The following is a 19340-nucleotide window of genomic DNA, read 5'->3' as shown; positions in this document are numbered from 1 at the left end:
TCCTCTCCGCGCCCCCTACGGTCCGATTGGATCCAATCTCCAATTTTCTGGATCCAAGATCCAAGATCCAAGATCCAAGATCCGGGATCCGGGATCCGGGATCCAAGATCCGGGATCCGGGATCCGGGATCCGGGATCCGGGATCCGGGATCCGGGATCCGGGATCCGGGATCCGGGATCCGGGATGTTGGATCCGATGTGCTGGATCCACGATCCGGCGTATCGGATCCACCATCCGACGCACGCGATCCATCATCCGACGGCCCGCCCACCCAGGGAGCGCGGAATGCACACGGACCACCCCCACGAGGCCGCCCCCGGCGCCCTGTCCGGCATCGTCGTCGCCGACTTCGGCCGCGTCCTCGCCGGCCCGTACATGACCATGCTCCTGGCCGACCTCGGCGCCGATGTGATCAAGATCGAGCGGCCGGACGGCGGGGACGACACCCGCGCCTGGGGCCCGCCGTTCGCGGACGGGCAGGCGACGTACTTTCTCGGGGTCAACCGGAACAAGCGGTCCGTCGCCCTCGACCTCACCGATCCCGAGGGTCTGGCCGCGGCGCGGGCGATCGTCGAACGGGCCGACGTCCTGGTGGAGAACTTCCGCCCCGGGACGATGGAGAAGCTGGGACTCGGGTTCGAGGAGGTCCGTCGCACCAACCCAGGGCTCGTCTACTGCTCGGTGACGGGTTTCGGCACGGACGGCGGCGCCGCGCTGCCCGGCTACGACCTGCTCGTCCAGGCCATGGGCGGGCTGATGAGCGTCACCGGTGAGCCGGACGGGCAGGGGACGAAGGCGGGGGTGGCACTCGTCGACGTCATCACCGGACTCCACGCCGGCCTCGGGGTCCTCGCCGCTCTCCGGCACCGTGAGCGGACCGGCGAGGGCCAGCGCGTCGAGGTCTCGCTCCTGGGCTCGCTGCTCTCCGCCCTCACCAACCAGGCCGCCGCCCACCTCGGCGCCGGGGTCGTCCCGCGCGCCATGGGCAACCGTCACCCCAGCATCACCCCGTACGAGGTCTTCGAGGCCCGGGACCGTCCCCTGGTCCTCGCGGTCGGCAACGACCGCCAGTTCAGGACCCTGTGCGAGCGGATCGGCCGGCCCGCGCTGGCCGAGGACGAACGGTTCGCCACCAACACGGCCCGCGTCGCCCACCGCGAGGAGCTGACGGCGGCGCTCGCCGGACCGCTGGCCTCGCGCACGGCCGACGCCTGGTTCGAGGAGCTGACGGCCGCCGGCGTGCCGTGCGGTCCGATCAACGACCTCGCGGGCGCCTTCGCGCTGGCCGACAGGCTGGGGCTCGGCACCCGGCTTCCGGACGGGGCCGCCGGGCCCGGCCAGGTCGCGCACCCGGTCCGCTTCGGCACGACCCCTCCCGTGTACCGCTCCGCTCCCCCGCGGCTCGGTGAGCACACCGACGAGGTGCTGGCCGAATCCCACCTGTGGACAACTCGATCGCGGACCTCAGAACCGTAGGAAGATGACGGTCACCGACGGCAACGAGGACCGCCGGTGCGCAGGCGACACGGAGGGAAGACCGGATCATGAGCGGCACGGTGGAGAGGCGACGGCCCCAGACGGCCCAGCAGTTCGTCCTGGGGGAGCTGCGGAGCGCCATCACCGGCGGCGAGCTCCGGCCGGGCGCGCCGATCCGGCAGGACGCGCTCGCCGCCCGCCTGGAGGTGAGCCGCGTCCCGCTCCGGGAGGCCCTCAAGGCGCTGGAGGCCGAGGGCCTGGTCGTCCACCACGTGCACCGCGGCTACTTCGTCGCCGAGCTGTCCCTCGCCGACCTGGAGGAGATCTACCGCATCCGCGCCCTGTTGGAGACCGAGGCCGTCCTGCGCGCCATGGACGTCGGCCCGGAGGGCCTGACGGACACCCTGGCGGCCATCCACCACGAGGTCGAGCGCGCCGCCCGGGCCGGCGACGTGAAGGCCATGGCCGAGGCCAACCGCCGCTTCCACTTCACCCTGATCGACGCCTGTGGCATGCCCCGCCTCGTCCGCATGATCACCACCCTGTGGGACTCCACGGACGCCTACCGCTCCCTCTACTACACCGACCCCGCCCACCGCGCCCAAGCCGTCCATGAGCACCGCGCGGTCCTCTCCGCCCTCCGCGAGTGCGACAAGGACTCCGCCGTCCGCTGGCTCGACGACCACCGCGCCCACGCGGTCGCGGCCCTGCGCAAGGTGCTGGCTCCGGAGACGGCTCCGGAGGAGGACTGAGGAATCCCTCCCGAAATTTAGGTGCCACGCCCCCGCCCCGCCTCCTACGCTCCCCGCATGGAATCCCGCGACCCCCGCCATCTCCTCAACGTCGTCGACGTCGAGGCCACCTGCTGGGACACGGCCCCGCCGCCCGGACAGGTCAACGAGATCATCGAGATCGGGCTGACCGTCGTGGATCTGGCCGCGGGTGAACGGGTGGGCCGCCACCGGATCCTGGTCCGCCCCGCCCGCTCCCGCGTCAGCGCCTTCTGCACCGAGCTGACGGGCCTCACCCAGGCGGAGGTGGACACCGGAGTCGACTTCGCGACCGCCTGCCGCGTCCTCGCCCGGGACCACGCCGCCGGCGTACGCCCCTGGGCCAGCTGGGGCGACTACGACCGCAAGCAGTTCACCCGCCAGTGCGAGGCGACCCGCACCCCCTACCCCTTCGGCCGCCGGCACACCAACGCGAAGGCGGTCTTCACCGAGGCCCACGCCCTCCCCCGCCGCCCCGGCATGGCCCAGGCCCTCACCCACGCCGGCCTCCCCCTGGAAGGCCGCCACCACAGCGGCGAGGACGACGCCTGGAACATCGGCGCCCTGGTCCTGGACCTCGCGCGGCGCAACGCCTGGCCGTGAGCCGGCGCGGGTCCTGAGGCGGGCCCGTCCATGGCCCGAAGGAACCTCGTCCGCTCCAGGCCCGCTGTCTAGGCTGTCCCCGATCACCGCCCGTCGCGCGCTCCAAGGACTGCCATGCCACGACTCGCCCTCTCCGAGGACTTCGTCGCCGACCTCATCACCCTGCAGAGGCCCGTGCAGAAGGAGGTCAACGAAGCCATCCAGATGTTCCGGAGCATGACGGTCCACCAACTCCACGCCAGCAAGGGCCTCCACCTGGAGAAGCTGGAGCGGGCCCGCGACCGCCGGATCCGGACGATCCGCATCACGCGGTTCCACCGGGGCGTCCTGCTGGCGCCGGACGACGGCAGCGACCTCTACACCCTGCTGCGCGTGGCCGCGCACGACGACGCCATCAACTGGGCGGTGAAGCGTGCCTACTCGGTGAACGGCGCCACGGGCGCCCTGGAGGTCCGCAATGTGGAAGCCCTCGAACAGATGGAGACCTACTTCGAGTCGAAGGCGGAAGCCACCCCGGTCCGCCTCTTCGAGAGGCACTCCGACACCGTGCTCCACAACCTCGGCGTCGACGACCAGGTCCTGCGCCTGGCCCGCGTCTGCGTCACGGTGGACGACCTGACCGTGATGGCTCCGCCGATGATGCCGGCCGACCAGTACGAGGTGCTGGAGTACCTCGCGGCGGGCTACTCGGCGGACGAGGTCTGGGAACAGGTCATCGCGCCGCGCGGACAGACCGTGCGCGCCGCCGGCGAACGGCCCGTCGTGTCCCTCTCCGAGGCGGTCCTCAACACGTCCGACCGGATCGTGGAGGTCACCGGCCCCGGGGAGCTGGAACGCATCCTCTCCGAAGACCTGGCGCGCTGGCGCGTCTTCCTCCACCCCGCCCAGCGGCGCTTCGCCCACCATCCCGGCTTCAACGGGCCCGCCCAGCTCACCGGCGGCCCCGGCACGGGAAAGACCGTGGTCGCCCTGCACCGCGTCCGCCACCTGCTGCGCACCGGCGCCGAGGGCGAGCGCGTCCTGCTCACCACCTTCACCAACGCCATGGCCGCGGCGCTCCGGGACAGCCTGGCGCTGCTGCTCGGCCAGGCCGACGCCCACCTCCTCGACCGGGTGGACGTCACCACGGTCGACTCGCTGGCGGCGCGGGTGGTCCGGGAGACGCAGGGTCGGTCGCCGAAGCCGCTGTCGGCCGCCGCGGAGCGAACCGCCTGGACACGCGCGATGGCTCGCGAGGAACTGCCCTGGACGGAACAGTTCCTGTCCCAGGAGTACCGCAACGTCGTCCTCGCGCAGGGGCTGAGGTCCCCGGAGGAGTATCTGAGCTGTGTCCGGCGCGGCCGCGGCACCCAGGTGGGGCGGGTGCAGCGGGCCCGGCTGTGGCGGGTGATGGAGCGCTTCGACGCGGACCTCGCGTCACGCGACTCGGCGACGTACACCCAGCTCTGCGACCGGGCCGCGCGACTGCTCGGCGAGCGGGGGCCGCGGTACCGGCACGTGGTCGTCGACGAGGCCCAGGACCTGCATCCCGCCCAGTGGCGGGTACTGCGGGCCTGTGTGGCACCGCAGTCGGACGACATCTTCCTCGTGGGCGACCCGCACCAGCGCATCTACGACTCCCGGGTGTCGCTGCGCTCGCTCGGTGTCCACGTGCGGGGTCGCGCCCAGCGCCTCCGCGTCAACTACCGCAGCACGGAGGAGATCCTGCGCTGGTCGGCGTCGCTGCTCGACAGCCACCGGATCGGACGGCTCGGCGAGGACGACGACGAGGACGCCGGTGCGGACTCCCTGCGCGGCTACCGGTCGGAGCTGCGCGGCCGGATCCCCTCGGCGCGCGGTCACTCCGGTCAGGAGGAGGAACTGCGCGCGCTGGTGGAGCAGATCCGGGTGTGGATCGACCAGGACGGGATCAAACCGTCCGAGATCGCGGTGTGCGCCCGGTTCAACACGCTCGTCGACGCGGTGATCGCGCGGCTGCGCAGGGAGGGTGTGCCGGCGGTGTCGGTCAAGGACGACCCCGGCCCGGGGGTGTCCGGGGTGCGCGTGGCGACGATGCACGCGATGAAGGGGCTGGAGTTCCGGTGTGTGGCCGTCGTGGGAGTGACGTCCGCGGTGTTGCCGTTCGCCCCGCAGGTGACCCCGGCCGAGGTGGATCCCCTCCAGCACCAGCGGGACCTTCTCGCCGAGCACTGTCTGCTGTTCGTCGCGTGCACGCGCGCGAGGGACGCGCTGGCCGTCTCCTGGAGCGGGCGGCGCAGCCCCCTCCTCGATCCGGTGGCGGACTGACGGTCGCCGGGGCCCCCACGGAGAGGCTCCGGCGACGAGCCGCGCGTTCAGGCGCGGATCTCCCGGACGACGACCGTGTGCCGCTGCTTCCTGACGTCGGTGTACTCCACGTGTCGGCCCGGCTCCGCCCACAGCAGGGCCTGGCCGAGCGGGGTGGCGGGCGAGATGATCTCGGCTCCGTCGGAGGGGAGTTCCGCGACGGTGTAGACCGTCCCCGCGTCGGTCCGTCCGTCGAACTCGAGCACGAGCAGCGCGCCGGGCACGACCGACGTCGGGGCGGTCGCCGCTCCGTCGACCGAGACCGCGTCGAGGAACCGCCGCAGGAACGCGATGCGCCGGGTCCGCCGGTCGCGCTGGTCGGCCAGCGTCTTGCGGAGGAAGACCAGGTTCGCCGCGTCGGTGCCGGCCGGGGGCGCCTCCTCCGGCGCGTCGACGGCCAGCTGGAGCTGCTGCATCTCCCCCAGCAGGCGGCGGAAGACGGTTGCCGGGACGGTGCGTACGGGGAACTCCCCGGGAGCACGGGGTGCCGTCGCGCCCTTGGACTCGACGGGCCCGGCCGCCGGTGCGGCTGGTTCGTCCACCGGATCCCGACGGTTCGCCGGATCCGGTTCGTCCGCCGGATCCGGTTCGTCCGCCGGATCCGGGGCGGCCACCGCGATCGGCTCGGGCGACGCGTGCTCCGGACGAGAGGCGGCCGGGACCGGAGGGACGGCCTGGGCGGGCCGGTCCTGTTCGACGGCGGCCACCACCGGGTCCAGGAGCGCCTCGGATCCCTCGGATGCCTCGGGTGCCTCGGCCGCGGGCTCGATCCCCAGCCGGTCCAGCTCCGCCCAGAGCGGGGCCAGGGCCTGCTCGCGGTCCAGGTGGAAGCGGCTGCCCCGGATGCGCACGAAGGTCCAGTCGACCCTTTCGAGGTCCCGCTGGCGCGCGGCGGCGGTCGACGCGTCCTCGCCCTCGGCGAAGGCGTCCCCGTCACAGGCGACGGCGAGGCGCCGCGTACCGCCCTCGACGACCAGGTCGATCGCGTGGCGCCCCACGCGGTAGCCGGGCCGCACCCGGTAGTCGCGCCCGGCCAGCTCCAGGTAGACCTGCTGCTGGAAGAGGCTGTCGAAGGCGGGGTGGCGGACGTCCGGCAGGACCACGCCCGCGACCGCCTCCGTCTCCTCCTCGGCGGGTCGGGTGAGGTCGTCCAGCCAGCGCCGCCTGAGGTCGTTCTCGTGGAACTGCTCCGGCCGGGCGCTGTGGAACACCCACAGCTGGTCCTGGGCACGCGACGCGGCGACGTTCAGGCGCTGTTCGTAGGTCTTCCCGTTGAAGCCGCCCGGAACATTTCCGGCCGCGGTGGTGGGCGAGTTGACGCAGGAGACGAACATGACGTGCCGTTCGTCGCCCTGGAAGTCCTCGGCGTCGCCCACGCGGATCCGGCGTTCCTCGCGCTGCTCGTAGTCGATGCGCTCGGCGATCAGGTTCTCCAGCTCGGCGAGGTGCGCCTTGCTGGCTCTCAGGCTGATCACACCCATGGTCCGCCCGGCGTAGGCGGGGTCGGCGCAGCACCGGGCCATCGCGGCCACCAGCGCCTCGGCCTCGGCGGTGTTCGCCAGGCGGCCGCTCGTGCCGTGGGCCGCGCCCCGCTCGACGTGCACGGTGCGCACCGGCGGCAGGCGGTCCGCTCCGTACTGGCGCAGTGGCTGGAGATCGCCGTTGTAGCAGAGGCCGTTGGAGAAGGAGATGATCTCCGGCATGCACCGGAAGTGTTCCTTCAGCATGAGGGTGCCCCGGCCGGCGGACAGGGCCTCGGTGAGATCGAAGAAGCTGGACTCCGGCCCGAAGAGGCTGCGGATGTCGTCGTCGAGCGAGGTCAGCAGCCTGTCGCGCAGATGGAAGTACTCGTCCTGCCTGAGGCCGACGTTGGAGGGGCTGACCTGCTTGCTGTCGCCGACGACGACCATGCGGTCGGCGAGCCAGCTGAGCAGCATGGCCTCCAGCCCGGACTGGCTCGCCTCGTCGACGATGACGACGTCGAAGATTCCGGGCCGGTCCATCGGCACGGTTTCCGCCACCTGGTGCAGCGGCATGATCCAGGCCGGTACGGCGGTCTGGGCCTTGCGGAGCGCGGCCTGGGCGTCGCGGCGGTAGCGGTGCTGGTACTTGCCCTTGATCCGGCGGGCGGCCTGCTGGTAGGCGCTGAGCGCACGCGACTGGTCGCCGGTGAGCAGCCCGAGGCAGCGGTGCCAGGCGCGCGCGGACGCGAGCCGGCCCAGCATGATCCTCGCCTCGTCGTCGGCCTCGGTCAGCTGCTGCCTCAGGGACCGCTCGGCGTCCGGATCGGTGAGCCTTTCCATCCGGTCGCGCCAGGCGGACCAGGCCCAGGAGGCGGCGAGGGAGGGCAGGCGTTCGTCCCAGGCGAGATCGTCGGGTGTCCGCGTGATCCGTTCGGCGAGCGAGGGGAACGCCTCCGTCACGCGGCCGAGCGCCTCGTGACGGGCGGCGCGCAGCCGGGACGCCTCCCTGATCTCGGCCATCTCCTCGCTGAACCCCCGGTATCCGTCGGGGTTCTGGGAGCGTACGGCGTCGAGGGCCCGGGCCACGGCCGGTGAGACGCCGGGGCGCTCGCTCCAGTCACGAAGCAGTTCCTCGGCGCGGGCGATGAGCCGGCGCGAGCGCTCGGCGGCGCGCAGGGTGGTGGCCGCGCGGAGCAGCGCCCGTACGGCGTGTTCGACGTCCTCCTCGTGCCAGGCGGCCACGGTGAGCTCGGGGGAGGTGGCGGCCGCGGTGAGGACGTCGGTGCGCCGGGCGGCGACGTCGAGGACGGCGGTGAGCGCCTCGGCCTCCTGGCGGAGGCGGGCGACCCGTGGACCGTGCCCCTGCCAGGGCGCTCCGGTGGTGGTCCAGGCCGACTCGTACTGGGCGAGTCGCACTTCGAGCTGGGCGCGGGCGAGGACGACGCCGGCGGTGTCGGCGTCCTCGGGGGGCCGTCCGTCGACCCGGACGTCTTCCACGAACGAGCCCACCGCCTTGGCCAGCTTGGTGCGCGTCCCGAAGGGGCCGCGCAGTTTCTGCCCCTGCCGGAGGCCGTCGTGGAGGGTGGTCGCGTGGGCGAGCGCGGTGGCCGGGGCGTGCTGTTCCAGGCCGCTGACCAGCGCGCCGCCCAGGGTGAGCAGGGCGGTGTCGGCGGACGTCAGGGTCTCGACGACGGCGGTGTGCCGGGCGCGGGTCTGCCAGTCCTGTCCGGCGACGGCCTCGGCGAGGAGGGGAGCCGCCCAGGGGCCTGCGGCCGCCGTGAGGCTCCGGGCGCGGACCCGGCTCGTCGCGAAGGCGTCGAGGGCGTCGGAGAGCCGCTGCCGCTCCTCCTCGGTGAGTCCGCGGACCGCCGCGTCGTGGCGGTCGCTCAGCGGGTCCTGGCGGACCGCGGCGTGTGCCTCCTCGGCGGACCGCACCTCGCCGACGGCCTCCTCGAAATCCAGCGGGCCGGGGAGTTCGGAGGCTTCGGGGACCTCGGCGGCCAGGCTCCGGTGGTGCGGGGTGAAGGCTCGGGTGGCGTGGAGGAGGCGGAGGGCCTCGTCCGCGGCGAGGGCGGGCCGCTCCGCGGGGACGGTACCGATCCACGCGTGGGCGTCCGCCTCCGCGGCGAGGCGTCCGGCGATCTCCTGGAGGCTGCCGCGGTAGTCGCCGATCTCGGCCTCGAAGCGGTGGGTCTCCTGGTTCCGGAGGGCGGCCAGGTCGCGCAGCACGGTCCGCTGGGCCGTCCGGGCGGCCGCGAGCCGGCTCTGGAGGGTCCTGATCTGCTGCTCGGACGCCTTCTGGTCGTACCCGGCGTACGAGCTCAGGATCTTCTGGACCGATGCCTCCAGCTCGCGCTGCGCGGCGGCGCCGTCCTCGGTACGGCTGACGCACAGGTCGCGCACCGACTCGGGCAGCTTGTCGCGGAGCACTCGGAGGGCGCGGGGGGTGTGGCTGGTGATGAGGACGCGCTTGCCCTGGGCGAGGAGGTCGGTGACCAGATTGGCGATGGTGTGGGTCTTGCCGGTGCCGGGCGGGCCCTGGACGACGACGAGACGGTTGGCGCGGAGGCGCTCGGCGATCGTGCGCTGCTCCTCGTTGGCCGGGAGGGCGAAGTACATCTCGCCGCTGCCGGTCCCGGTGCCGTCGGCCTCGGTGGCAGCGAGGTCGGCGGCGGTCAGGGCGCCGTCGCGCCCGGCTATGTGCGCGAGGAGCGCGGTGGGCGGTGTCCCCCCGTCTATCTGGCGGGCTATGCCCTTGAGGGCGTCCAGGGTGGAACGGCGGTTGCGCTCGCGCAGGACCAGCGCGGGGGTGAGGCCGACCTGGGGGACGTCCAGGTCGCGTGCCTTCGCCCGCTCGATGCCCGGCAGGTAGCCGCCCGCGCTGTGGGCGGCGTTCACCCAGCTGCGCAGGGCCGTGTGGACCGCGTGGAGCTGGTCCGGGTCCGTGGCGTCGGACGCCTCTTCGAGGACGCCGACGATGCTCTCCCTGACCGCTCCGGGCACGTGCTGGGAGCCGTCGAGCATGCCCTCCTCCAGCTCCATCCCGACGGCCGTCGGGTCGGGCGCGGCGGTGAGGGTGCCGGTCGCCGGGTCGAGGCTGAGGGAGGCGCGGTGGGTCAGGAGGTGGCGCTCGACGCGCTGGCCGCCGGTGGTCTGCCAGGTCAGCCGGCCGAGGCCGAGGACCAGTTCGTACGCCTCCCCCAGGGCCGCGGCGTCCTCGTGCATCTTGTGCAGCCGGTCGTAGAGGCGGACGAGGGGGTCCACGGCACGGCGGCGTTCGGCCCAGCCGAGCCAGTCCTGCTCCCAGGTCGCGTACAGCTTCTCGATCCGTTCCCGGCGCGGGTGTTGGTCGAGTTCGCGGTAGGACTTCTCCAGCGGGATGCCGGAGGACCAGTCGGGGAGGTCGGGTTCGATCCTGCGGCGCAGGTGCGGGGCGCGGGGCTGCCGGAAGTCCCGGACGCGGGTCTCGTCGACCCAGGGGGCGAGGAGAGCCGCGAGCGACGGGGCTTCCTCGCGGTCGGGGCGCTCCACGGTGAGCCAGGCGGGGTCGTCGACGGCGAGGGCTCCGTCGATCATGACCGCGACTCCGGGTCCGGTGGGGAGTTCGTCGAACCAAACCGTGCCGGCCGCCCCGTCGAGGGTGCGGACCGGGCGGGTCCTGGACTCCTCCGCCTCGGCGAGGAAGCGGAAGATCTGCCGGACGCGCAGGGCGTCGCTCTCGTCGGCCTGCCGGTCGGCGGTCGAGGGCATGGGGGCTCTCCTTCGTTGTCCGGACCCGGACCGGGTGCTCGGGCGGCCGGCCCGGTGCACGCGTGCGGCGCGCGACACCCTCGGCACGCCCGGAATCTGGCGTGTACTCAGCACACGCGGGGAGCGTAGCAGCAGGGCGATGTCACGTACCGGAAACCGGAGATCACCGTGAGCACCTGGCTGTTCGTCCCGCCCGGCGGTCCGGGACGGCTGTGTTCACGGTAGATTCCCCGGGCGGACGGATCGGCCGGGCCGGAACGGGAAAGGACGCGCATGCGTGCTCAGGAGATCACCTTCCTCAAGCTCGTCCAGGGGGACAAGCAGTTCCAGGTCCCGCTCTACCAACGGACGTACAGTTGGGGGGCGGAGCAGCTGCGCCGTCTCTGGGAGGATCTCGGCGAGCTCGTCGACCAACACCTCGCCGGCGAGTCGGCTGCCCCTCACTTCCTCGGCTCCGTCGTCCTGGCGCCGGGTCAGATCCAGGCCGGTGGTGTCCAGCGCTGGCTCGTGGTGGACGGGCAGCAGCGGCTCACCACGCTGATGCTCGCGTTCACCGCGCTGCGCGACCACCTGAACGACCAGGGTGAGACCCGGGCCGCGGACCGGGTGCACCGCCAGGTCCTGGTGAACGAGTTCCACGAGGGGCTCGACCACTACCGGCTGCTGCCGACGCAGGCCGACCGCGACGCGTACACCGCCTGCGTGGCGTCCAGCCCCCAGGCCAGCGGGAGCGGCAACATCGGTGCGGCGTACCGGTTCTTCCGGGGTGCGCTCGCCGAGGGGCAGGAGGCCACCGACGACGCCCGCTGGATCGGTACGGTGGAGAACGCCCTCAAGGACCTGCTGTCGATCGTGGAGATCACCGCGGAGTCCGGGGACAACGTGTACCGGATCTTCGAGTCCATCAACAACACAGGCGTCGGTCTGAGCCAGAGCGACCTGCTGCGCAACTACGTCTTCATGCTGCTGCCCAAGCGGGGTGAACGGGTCTACCAGGAGCTGTGGCTGCCCATGCAGCAGAGCCTCGGACCGAAGAACCTCGAACTGCTCGTCTGGCTCGATCTGGTGGTCCGCGGGCACCACAAGACGAAGCAGAGCGAGATCTACCGCGAGCAGCAGAAGCGGCTCCAGCCCCTCGCGGGCGACGAGGACGCCCTGCGACGCGAGATCGCCGAACTGGCCTCCCGGGGCGCCCGGTTCCGCAGGATCGTCGACCCGTCGCTGGAACCCTCCGCCCCGCTGCGTGCGGCACTGGAGCGGCTGACCGCCTGGGGCGGCTCGACGCACTACCCCCTCGCGCTCCATCTGCTCGACCTCGTCGACGCGGGCGTCACGACGCCGGAGGACGCGGCGGCGGCGCTGCGCTACGTGGAGTCGTACCTCGTGCGACGGCTGATCTGCCAGACCCCGACGACCGGCGTGAACCGCATCTTCATGGACGCGCCGAAGGAGCTGGAGACGGACCGACCGGCCGCGGAGGCGGTCCGGCGCTTCCTCTCCGCCCGCCGCCGACGCTGGCCCAGCGACGAGGAGCTGCGCTCCGCGATCCTCGGCAAGCCCTTCTACTGGAGCGGGCGCCCCCCGCAGCGGGGCTTCATCCTCCGCCGCCTGGAGGAGAGCTACCGGCCGAGCGAGCCGGTCGACTTCGACAAGGCGTCGCTCAGCGTGGAGCACGTGCTGCCGCAGCGGCCCGCTCCGGCCTGGTTCGACCTCCTCGCCGAGGAGACGGAGGCCGGCCAGTCCCCGCAGGAGCTCCACGACCTGCTGGTGCACACCCTCGGCAACCTGACCCTGACCGGCGACAACGCCAAGCTGTCGAACCATCCCTTCCAGCGCAAGCAGCAGATCCTCGAAGGCAGCGCGCTGCGCATGAACCTGGAGATCGCCGCCTCGGAGCGCTGGGGCAAGGCCGAGATCACGGCCCGCGCGGAACGCCTCTCGGACCGGGCCGTGGAGCTGTGGCCCGGTCCGATCGGCGGCGTGCGGCCCACGGGGGACGAGTGGTCCGGCTGGTCGGAGCTGCGGGCCGCCCTCGTCGCCATGCCGAGCGGCAGCTGGACCACGTACGGCGACGTCGCCGAACTGATCGGCAGCCATCCGGTGCCCGTCGGCACCTATCTCGGCACCCATGCCTCGGCGATGGGCGCACATCGAGTCCTGACGGCCGAGGGCAAGGTCTCGGCCTCCTTCCACTGGCCGGAGGGGAGCGACCGCCGCCCGCCGCAGGAGCTGCTCCAGGAGGAGGGCGTACGCTTCGACCCCTCGGGGCGCGCCCACCGCGCGCAGCGCCTGACCGCCGCCGAACTGGCCACGCTGCTCGGCAAGGACGTCGCGGGGGCCTCGGCGGCCGATCCGCTGCCGGAGGGCCAGAACGCGGAGGCCGCCGAGCGCTTCCGGAGCCGGCTGCGCGAGCACTGGCCGGAGGCGGCGGACGGGCTGCTGGAGACGCTGGACTTCTGGCGCACCCAGGGTGGCCATCTCGACTACGGCCGGCATGACGAGACGAGCTGCTTCCCCACCCTGGACGCCGGCACGAGCCTCCGGCCGCACCTGCTCTGGCCGTTCGCCATCTACCCGGTGACCGGCACGGTCGAGGTCGTGTTCCAGTACCTGAAGGACCGGGCTCCGTTCGACGACTCGGAGCAGCGTCGCGAGCTGCTCCGACGGCTCAACCGGATCGAAGGCGTCGATCTGCCGGAGGCGAAGCTGGAGCTGCGCCCTTCGTTCCCCGTGCAGGTCTTCGCCGAGCACGGGCACGAGGTCTCCGAGGTGCTCGACTGGTTCGTGCACACGGCGGCCCTGGACCTCGCCCGAAGGGTCTGAGTACCTTCCGGTGAGCGCGTCCGACGGCGTCCTGGTCACCCTCGCGGAGGTTTCCCGCATCGCGGGGGTGGGGCGGGCCGCGGTGAGCAACTGGCGGCGCCGGCACGGCTCCTTCCCCACCCGGGCCGGCGGATCCGACGCGGCCCCGCTGTTCTCGCTCGCCGAGGTGGAGCGCTGGCTGCGCGACCACGGGAAGCTTCGGGAGGCCGGGGCCCGCGAGCTGCTGTGGCCCCGGTTCGAGGCGCTCGGGAGCAGGGAGGAGTCGGGGCGGGCGATCGCCGAGGCGGCCCGCCGGATGCAGGAGGCACCGTCCGGTCCGGCCCCCGCGGGTCTCGCCCCGGCCGCGTCGGAGCTGGCCCGGGAGGCGGCCCGGATCGGGCGCGACGAGGGCGCCCGCGAGACCTTCGAGTTCCTGTTGGGGCGCTGGCTGGACGCCCATGTGCGCCAGCTGAGCACGACTCCGCCCCAGCTCGCCTCCCTCATGGCGCGGGTCGCCCTCGACGCGCGGGCGGATCGCCGGGAGGTCCCGCTGGTGGTCCTCGACCCGGCCTGTGGTTCCGGACTCCTCCTGGCGGCGGCCGCCCACGCGTACACCGGCCCCGGTCTGGAGCTGCTGGGCTGCGACCGGGACCCTTCGCTGTCCTCGCTGGCGACGGCCCGGCTGGGGTTCGAGAGCCACGCCCGGGGCACCCGGGTGGACGTCGTGACGGCGGACGCCCTGCGTGCCGATCCCCATCAGGGGGCGCGTGCCGACATCGCCCTGTGCCGTCCGCCGTTCAACGACCCCGACTGGGGGCACGAGGAACTGGCGGCCGACGCCCGCTGGACACACGGGCTGCCCCCGCGTACCGAATCCGAACTCGCGTGGGTCCAGCATCTGGTGGGCCGGCTGCGGCCGGGCGGCGCGGCGGTCGTCCTCGTCCCGGCGGCGGTCGCCTCCCGCCGGGCGGGACGACGGATCCGGGCCTCGCTGGTGCGCGACGGCGTGCTGCGCGCGGTGGTCTCGCTCCCGCCCGGCTGCGCCCCGCCGTACGGGAGCACGCTGCTGCTGTGGGTGCTGCGGGCGGTACCGGAGGGCAGGGCCGTGTGGGCGGGCAGGCCGCCGACCGCACCGGAGGGGGGCGGCCGGCCGGACGCGGGGGTGCTGTTCGTCGACGCGGCCCGCTTCGCGGCTCCGGACGGTCACCGGCCGGGGGCCGACTGGGCGGCGCTGGCGGCGGCGGTCCACACGGCCGTCGACGTCCTCGACGCGCCGCAGGCACCGCTGCCCGTGGGCGCGGCGCGGCTCTCGCCGCTCGACCTCCTGGACGAGGACGTCGATCTCGCTCCGGCGCACCGTGTGGGTCCCGGCGCCGGCGCCGGGCCGGACGGCACGGAGCTCCCCGCCTCGTGGGAGGAGCTCGCCCTGCTGCTCCACGAGGGGGCCGAGCTGAGCCGGACCCTGGCGGAGTTCGCGTGCGAGAAGGTCCGCTCTCCGGGCACGTTCACGCTGGGCGAGCTCGTCAAGGCCGGGGTCCTGACCCTGCGCGCGGGCCGGCAGCCCTCGGACCGGACCGGACCGGCGACGGACGACGGGCTCGTCCCCCTCCTGACGGTGCGTGACGTGGTGCGGGGCGGCGCTCCGGTGGAGCGCGTTCCCCCGGCTTCGGGGCTCGCGGTGGCGGAGGAGGGCGACGTCGTGGTGGTGGGCACCGCCCGGGCCTTCCGCGCGTGGGTGCACTCCGGGCCCCCACTCGCACTCGGCCCGCAGCTGTACGCACTGCGGGCCGCCCCGGGACGGCTCGACGCCCACTTCCTCGCCGGGTGTCTGAGGGCTCCGGCCAACGGCAGGCGGGCGGGCACCCATGTCTCCGGCGCGGCGCGGATCGACGTCCGACGGCTCCGGGTACCCCGGCTGCCCCTGGACGAGCAGGAGCTGTACGCGGAGGTCTTCCGGCGGCTCTCGGCGCTCGACGGGATGCTCACCCGGGCCGGACGGCTCGGCGGAGGACTGCGGGACGAGCTCACCGACCTCCTCGCTGCCGGCGGCCGCGTCGGTTCAGCGGGCTGAGACGCCCGGCACCGCGCGGACGGCGGCGGTTACCCTGACGCCCGGACACGAGGAGGCAGCATGGGGCGGATGTCGTCGGCGGAGCGGCGTCGGCAGCTGGTGGAGGCGGCGATCAGGGCGATGACCAGGGACGGGGTGGCCAGGACCACCACGCGGTCGATCGCCGCGGAGGCCGGTGTCTCGCTGAGCGTCTTCCACTACTGCTTCGACTCCAAGCAGGCCCTCCTCGAAGCCGCCATCGAGACGATCATCGGCGACTACGTGGCGCGGGTGATGAAGGCGGTGGAGCCGCGGGCGACGCTGAGCGAGACGGTGCGGGCGGCGCTGCTCACGTACTGGGAGGACGTGACCGCGCATCCGGGCCAGCACATGCTGACGTACGACCTCACCCAGTACGCGCTGCGGGAGCCCGGGTTCGAGCATCTGGCCCGGGCGCAGTACGAGCAGTACGTGCGGTCGGCGACCGTGCTGGTGGAGCAGGTGGGGGCGGTGCGCGGGGCCGAGCCGAAGGTGCCGGTGGCGACGCTGGCCCGGCATCTGGCGGCCGCGGTGGACGGGATGACGCTCCAGTACCTGGTGCTGCGGGACGAGGAAGCCGCCGCGGAGCAACTGGAGTTGACGGCTGATCAGCTGGTTCGGCTGATCGAGGGGTGACGGTCGGAGGAAGGGGCGGGCGGGCCTCCACGATCACCAGTAGGTCATTTGACCCGGACTCTTGACTCAGACCTCTGTCACCGCGATCCTCGGGGCGCCCGGTACACCCCCACCGACCGGAGGCCTTCCGACCATGAGCCCACGCACCACACGGAGTTCCTCTCCCTTCAGCGGGACACGCCGCCTCGGTCTCGTGTCCCTCCTCCTCGCCCTCGCGGCCCTGCTCTTCGGCGCCGCCCCGGTCCCCGCGGCCGGCTCCCCGTGGTGGGAACCGACCGCCCGTCCGGCGGCCGATTCGCAGGTCAACGCCGTGGGCGCGCCGTTCACCGGCACCGATGCGCAGGGGCGGGTGCGCGGCTTCGTCGACGCGCACAACCACGTGATGTCCAACGAGGGCTTCGGCGGCCGGCTGATCTGCGGCAAGCCGTTCTCCACGGCAGGTGCGGCCGACGCCCTGAAGGACTGTCCGGAGCACTATCCGGACGGCTCCGGCGCCCTCTTCGAGAACCTGACCGGCGGCGCGAACGGGAAGCACGACCCGGACGGCTGGCCGACCTTCGCGGACTGGCCGGCGCACAACTCGCTGACGCACCAGCAGAACTACTACGCCTGGCTGGAGCGTGCCTGGCGCGGCGGCCAGCGCGTGCTCGTCAACGACCTCGTCTCCAACGGCCTGTTGTGCTCGATCATGCCCCGGGACCGCGGGTGTGACGAGATGGACGCCATCCGTCTGGAGGCCAGGAAGACGTACGAGATGCAGGACTACGTCGACTCGCTGTTCGGCGGCCCGGGCAAGGGCTGGTTCCGCATCGTGACCAGTGCCGACCAGGCGCGTTCGGTGATCGAGCAGGGCAAGCTCGCCGTCGTCCTCGGCGTGGAGACCTCGGAGCCGTTCGGCTGCAAGCAGATCCTCGACGTGGCCCAGTGCGACAAGGCGGACATCGACCGCGGCCTGGACGAGCTGCACCAGCTCGGCGTGCGCAGCATGTTCCTGTGCCACAAGTTCGACAACGCGCTGTGCGGCGTCCGTTTCGACAGCGGGACGACGGGCGTGGCGGTGAACATCGGCCAGTTCCTGTCGACCGGCACGTTCTGGGCGACGGAGAAGTGCACCGGCCCGCAGAAGGACAACCCGATCGGGCTGAACGCCCCCGCCGCCATGGCGGCGAAGCTGCCGGCCGGGGTGAGCGTGCCCGGCTACGCCTCCGACGCGCGCTGCAACACGCGCGGACTGACCCGGCTCGGCGAGTACGCGCTCCGCGGCATGATGGACCGGGGCATGATGCTGGAGCTCGACCACATGAGCGTGAAGGCGGCCGGCCGGGCCCTGGACATGCTGGAGGCCGAGGAGTACCCGGGCGTGCTCTCCACGCACAGCTGGATGGACCTCGACTGGACCGAACGGCTCTACAAGCTGGGCGGGTTCACAGCCCCGTACATGCACGACGCCGGCGGCTTCATCGGCGAGGCGAACGGCAAGGCCGAGCTGCGCGAGAAGTACGGCGTCGGCCTCGGGTACGGCACCGACATGAACGGCGTCGGCGGCTGGCCCGGCCCGGTCGGCGAGGGCGCCCCGAACGCGGTGACGTACCCGTACCGCAGCTTCGACGGCGGCACCGTCCTCGACCGGCAGGTGACCGGCGAGCGGACCTGGGACCTCAACAAGAACGGGGCCGCGCACGCGGGTCTGGTGCCGGACTGGATCGAGCAGATCCGGCTCACCCCGGGCGGCTCCGAGGTCATCGGGGATCTGGCGCTCGGCGCCGAGTCGTACCTGCGGACCTGGCGGGCGACCGAGCGGCACGAGCCCGGTGTGAACCTGGCGGCCGGCAGGCCCGCCTCGGCCAGCTCCACGGAGTGGCACCCGTTCACGAGCTACGCCTCCGGGCGGGCGTTCGACGGTGACACCGGGACCCGCTGGGCGAGCCACTGGTCGGACGACCAGTGGCTCCGGGTGGACCTGGGCGAGGTCCGGCGCGTCGGCCGGGTGACCCTGGACTGGGAGCGGGCCTACGCGCGCCAGTACCGGATCGAGGTCTCCGAGGACGGCGAGACCTGGCGGACGGTCTGGTCGACGGACGCGGGGGACGGCGGTTACGACACGGCCGAGTTCGACTCCACGACGGCCCGGTACGTCCGCGTCCACGCGGACCGGCGGGCCACGCAATGGGGCTACTCGCTCCACGAGGTGACGGTCACCCGCTCCTGAGCGGGCGCGTCCGCACGGGGACGTGCTCCCGCCCGGACGCGGGTGACGAGGAGGGGCCGGCCGGATCGACGAGGATCCGGCCGGCCCCTCCGGCACGCGGGTGCCGTCGGGCGGGACGTCCGCGCGGACGGAGCGGCAGCCGGTCACGAGGACTTGACGGAGCGGGCGGCGCCCCGGGTCCCGGCCACCCGCGTCCCGCACCCCCTGCTCCCGGGCCCCCTCCGGATGGGGGATCATGGAACCGTCACCTCGGAAGGGACGGAACGGACCATGAGGAACCGCAGTGTCGCGGACCTGATGACCCCGACGGCGGTCGCGGTCCAGCGCGGTACCCCGTTCAAGGAGATCGCACGGCTCCTCGACGAGTACGGCATCACGGCGGTACCGGTCGTCGACGAGGAGAACCGGCCGGTGGGCGTGGTCTCCGAGGCGGACCTGCTGCGCCGGCACACCGCCAAGGACGGCCCCAGCACCGCCGAGGCGATGATGTCCAGCCCCGTGCGCACCGCCCGGCCCTCCTGGACGGCCGTCGAGGCGGCCCGGCTCATGGAGCGGCACCGGGTGAAGCGGCTGCCGGTCGTGGACGCGGACGGGCGCCTCATCGGTGTCCTCAGCCGCAGCGACCTGCTCCAGCTCTTCCTGCGGCGCGACCGCTCGATCCAGGAGGAGATCCGCGAGGACGTGGTCGTCCGCATCCTCGGCCTCTCCCCCGCCGCCGTCCACATCGACGTCGACGAGGGCCGGGTCACCCTGAGCGGCACCGTCGTCCGCGAGGACCTCGTCCCGCTCCTACGGCGCCTGTGCGAGTCCGTCGACGGCGTGGTGGAGGTCGTCGACCACCTGGTCGTGGAACCGCCCCAGGCGTGAGCAGCGCGGCCGGTCCGGGGTGGCGACGGGCTCCCGCGGAGGCCGTCACCGGCCCCCGGGAACCTCTGAGTCCTTCGCCGACCTGTGCCGGTCATGCGGCGGCTGCCCCGGGGACGCGTGAGGGGGAGACCACCCGCAGGTCGTCCGGTCGATAGGGGACGACAGTCATGACGGGCCCGGAGGCCGGCGGCGCTCTCGCAGGACCGCGAAGAGGACGGCGTCGGCCGGGGGCTTGAGCCGGGCGAGAACCGGGGTGGAGAGCCGGCGGTCGGCGGGCCCCCCAGCGCCTCCGGCACGCCGGGTACGCCGGGTACGCCGGGTACGCCGGGTACGCGCGAAGCTACGGGAC

10 protein-coding genes are annotated in these 19340 nt (G+C 73.2%); 9 read left to right on the top strand and 1 reads right to left on the bottom strand.

Annotated features, from left to right (window positions below):
* Positions 1–286: 286 nt before the first annotated feature.
* The 4 genes from ACFYT9_RS24630 to ACFYT9_RS24615 all read left to right on the top strand — a co-directional run bounded on the left by ACFYT9_RS24630 (position 287) and on the right by ACFYT9_RS24615 (position 5136).
* On the top strand, positions 287–1477 hold the full coding sequence (locus tag ACFYT9_RS24630) for a CaiB/BaiF CoA transferase family protein (protein WP_389167253.1): 1191 nt from the start codon (positions 287–289) through the stop codon (positions 1475–1477).
* A 68-nt stretch (positions 1478–1545) separates the two neighbouring features.
* The gene (locus ACFYT9_RS24625; RefSeq protein WP_389167250.1) at positions 1546–2229 is read left to right on the top strand and encodes a GntR family transcriptional regulator; all 684 of its coding nucleotides are present in this window, start codon (positions 1546–1548) and stop codon (positions 2227–2229) included.
* A gap of 57 nt (positions 2230–2286) precedes the next feature.
* The gene (locus ACFYT9_RS24620) at positions 2287–2850 is read left to right on the top strand and encodes an exonuclease domain-containing protein (RefSeq protein ID WP_389167247.1); all 564 of its coding nucleotides are present in this window, start codon (positions 2287–2289) and stop codon (positions 2848–2850) included.
* A 114-nt stretch (positions 2851–2964) separates the two neighbouring features.
* Complete coding sequence (locus ACFYT9_RS24615) at positions 2965–5136, top strand: UvrD-helicase domain-containing protein (protein WP_389167244.1); 2172 nt, start codon at positions 2965–2967, stop codon at positions 5134–5136.
* 47 nt (positions 5137–5183) lie between these two features.
* Here the strand turns inward: ACFYT9_RS24615 and ACFYT9_RS24610 are convergent, their stop codons facing one another.
* Positions 5184–10388 (bottom strand): AAA domain-containing protein, encoded by a 5205-nt coding sequence (locus tag ACFYT9_RS24610; protein ID WP_389167241.1) that lies wholly within the window; start codon positions 10386–10388, stop codon positions 5184–5186.
* 273 nt (positions 10389–10661) lie between these two features.
* On the opposite strand from ACFYT9_RS24610, the gene ACFYT9_RS24605 reads away from it, so the two are divergent.
* From ACFYT9_RS24605 to ACFYT9_RS24585, 5 genes are all read left to right on the top strand, one after another.
* The gene (locus tag ACFYT9_RS24605) at positions 10662–13211 is read left to right on the top strand and encodes a DUF262 domain-containing protein (RefSeq protein ID WP_389167238.1); all 2550 of its coding nucleotides are present in this window, start codon (positions 10662–10664) and stop codon (positions 13209–13211) included.
* A 10-nt stretch (positions 13212–13221) separates the two neighbouring features.
* The gene (locus tag ACFYT9_RS24600; protein WP_389167235.1) at positions 13222–15261 is read left to right on the top strand and encodes an N-6 DNA methylase; all 2040 of its coding nucleotides are present in this window, start codon (positions 13222–13224) and stop codon (positions 15259–15261) included.
* Between the two features lie 60 nt (positions 15262–15321).
* Positions 15322–15915, top strand: a complete 594-nt coding sequence (locus tag ACFYT9_RS24595) for a TetR/AcrR family transcriptional regulator (RefSeq protein ID WP_387271175.1) — start codon at positions 15322–15324, stop codon at positions 15913–15915.
* 133 nt (positions 15916–16048) lie between these two features.
* Entirely contained in the window at positions 16049–18124 is a 2076-nt protein-coding gene (locus tag ACFYT9_RS24590; RefSeq protein ID WP_389167232.1) for a discoidin domain-containing protein, read from the top strand.
* Positions 18125–18394: 270 nt separating this feature from the next.
* On the top strand, positions 18395–18991 hold the full coding sequence (locus tag ACFYT9_RS24585; protein ID WP_387271171.1) for a CBS domain-containing protein: 597 nt from the start codon (positions 18395–18397) through the stop codon (positions 18989–18991).
* The last annotated feature ends 349 nt before the right edge of the window (positions 18992–19340 follow it).

The organism is Streptomyces sp. NPDC004435, from assembly GCF_042873895.1.
Taxonomy (GTDB): domain Bacteria; phylum Actinomycetota; class Actinomycetes; order Streptomycetales; family Streptomycetaceae; genus Streptomyces.
Note: the sequence above shows the minus strand (reverse complement) of the source record. Positions and strands in the feature narration are given on the sequence as shown.

Coding starts and splice junctions, on each gene's coding strand:
- ACFYT9_RS24595 (WP_387271175.1), top strand. CDS start 15,322: ATGGGGCGGATGTCGTCGGCGGAGCGGCGTCGGCAGCTGGTGGAGGCG.
- ACFYT9_RS24605 (WP_389167238.1), top strand. CDS start 10,662: ATGCGTGCTCAGGAGATCACCTTCCTCAAGCTCGTCCAGGGGGACAAG.
- ACFYT9_RS24615 (WP_389167244.1), top strand. CDS start 2,965: ATGCCACGACTCGCCCTCTCCGAGGACTTCGTCGCCGACCTCATCACC.
- ACFYT9_RS24630 (WP_389167253.1), top strand. CDS start 287: ATGCACACGGACCACCCCCACGAGGCCGCCCCCGGCGCCCTGTCCGGC.
- ACFYT9_RS24620 (WP_389167247.1), top strand. CDS start 2,287: ATGGAATCCCGCGACCCCCGCCATCTCCTCAACGTCGTCGACGTCGAG.
- ACFYT9_RS24625 (WP_389167250.1), top strand. CDS start 1,546: ATGAGCGGCACGGTGGAGAGGCGACGGCCCCAGACGGCCCAGCAGTTC.
- ACFYT9_RS24610 (WP_389167241.1), bottom strand. CDS start 10,388: ATGCCCTCGACCGCCGACCGGCAGGCCGACGAGAGCGACGCCCTGCGC.
- ACFYT9_RS24585 (WP_387271171.1), top strand. CDS start 18,395: ATGAGGAACCGCAGTGTCGCGGACCTGATGACCCCGACGGCGGTCGCG.
- ACFYT9_RS24590 (WP_389167232.1), top strand. CDS start 16,049: ATGAGCCCACGCACCACACGGAGTTCCTCTCCCTTCAGCGGGACACGC.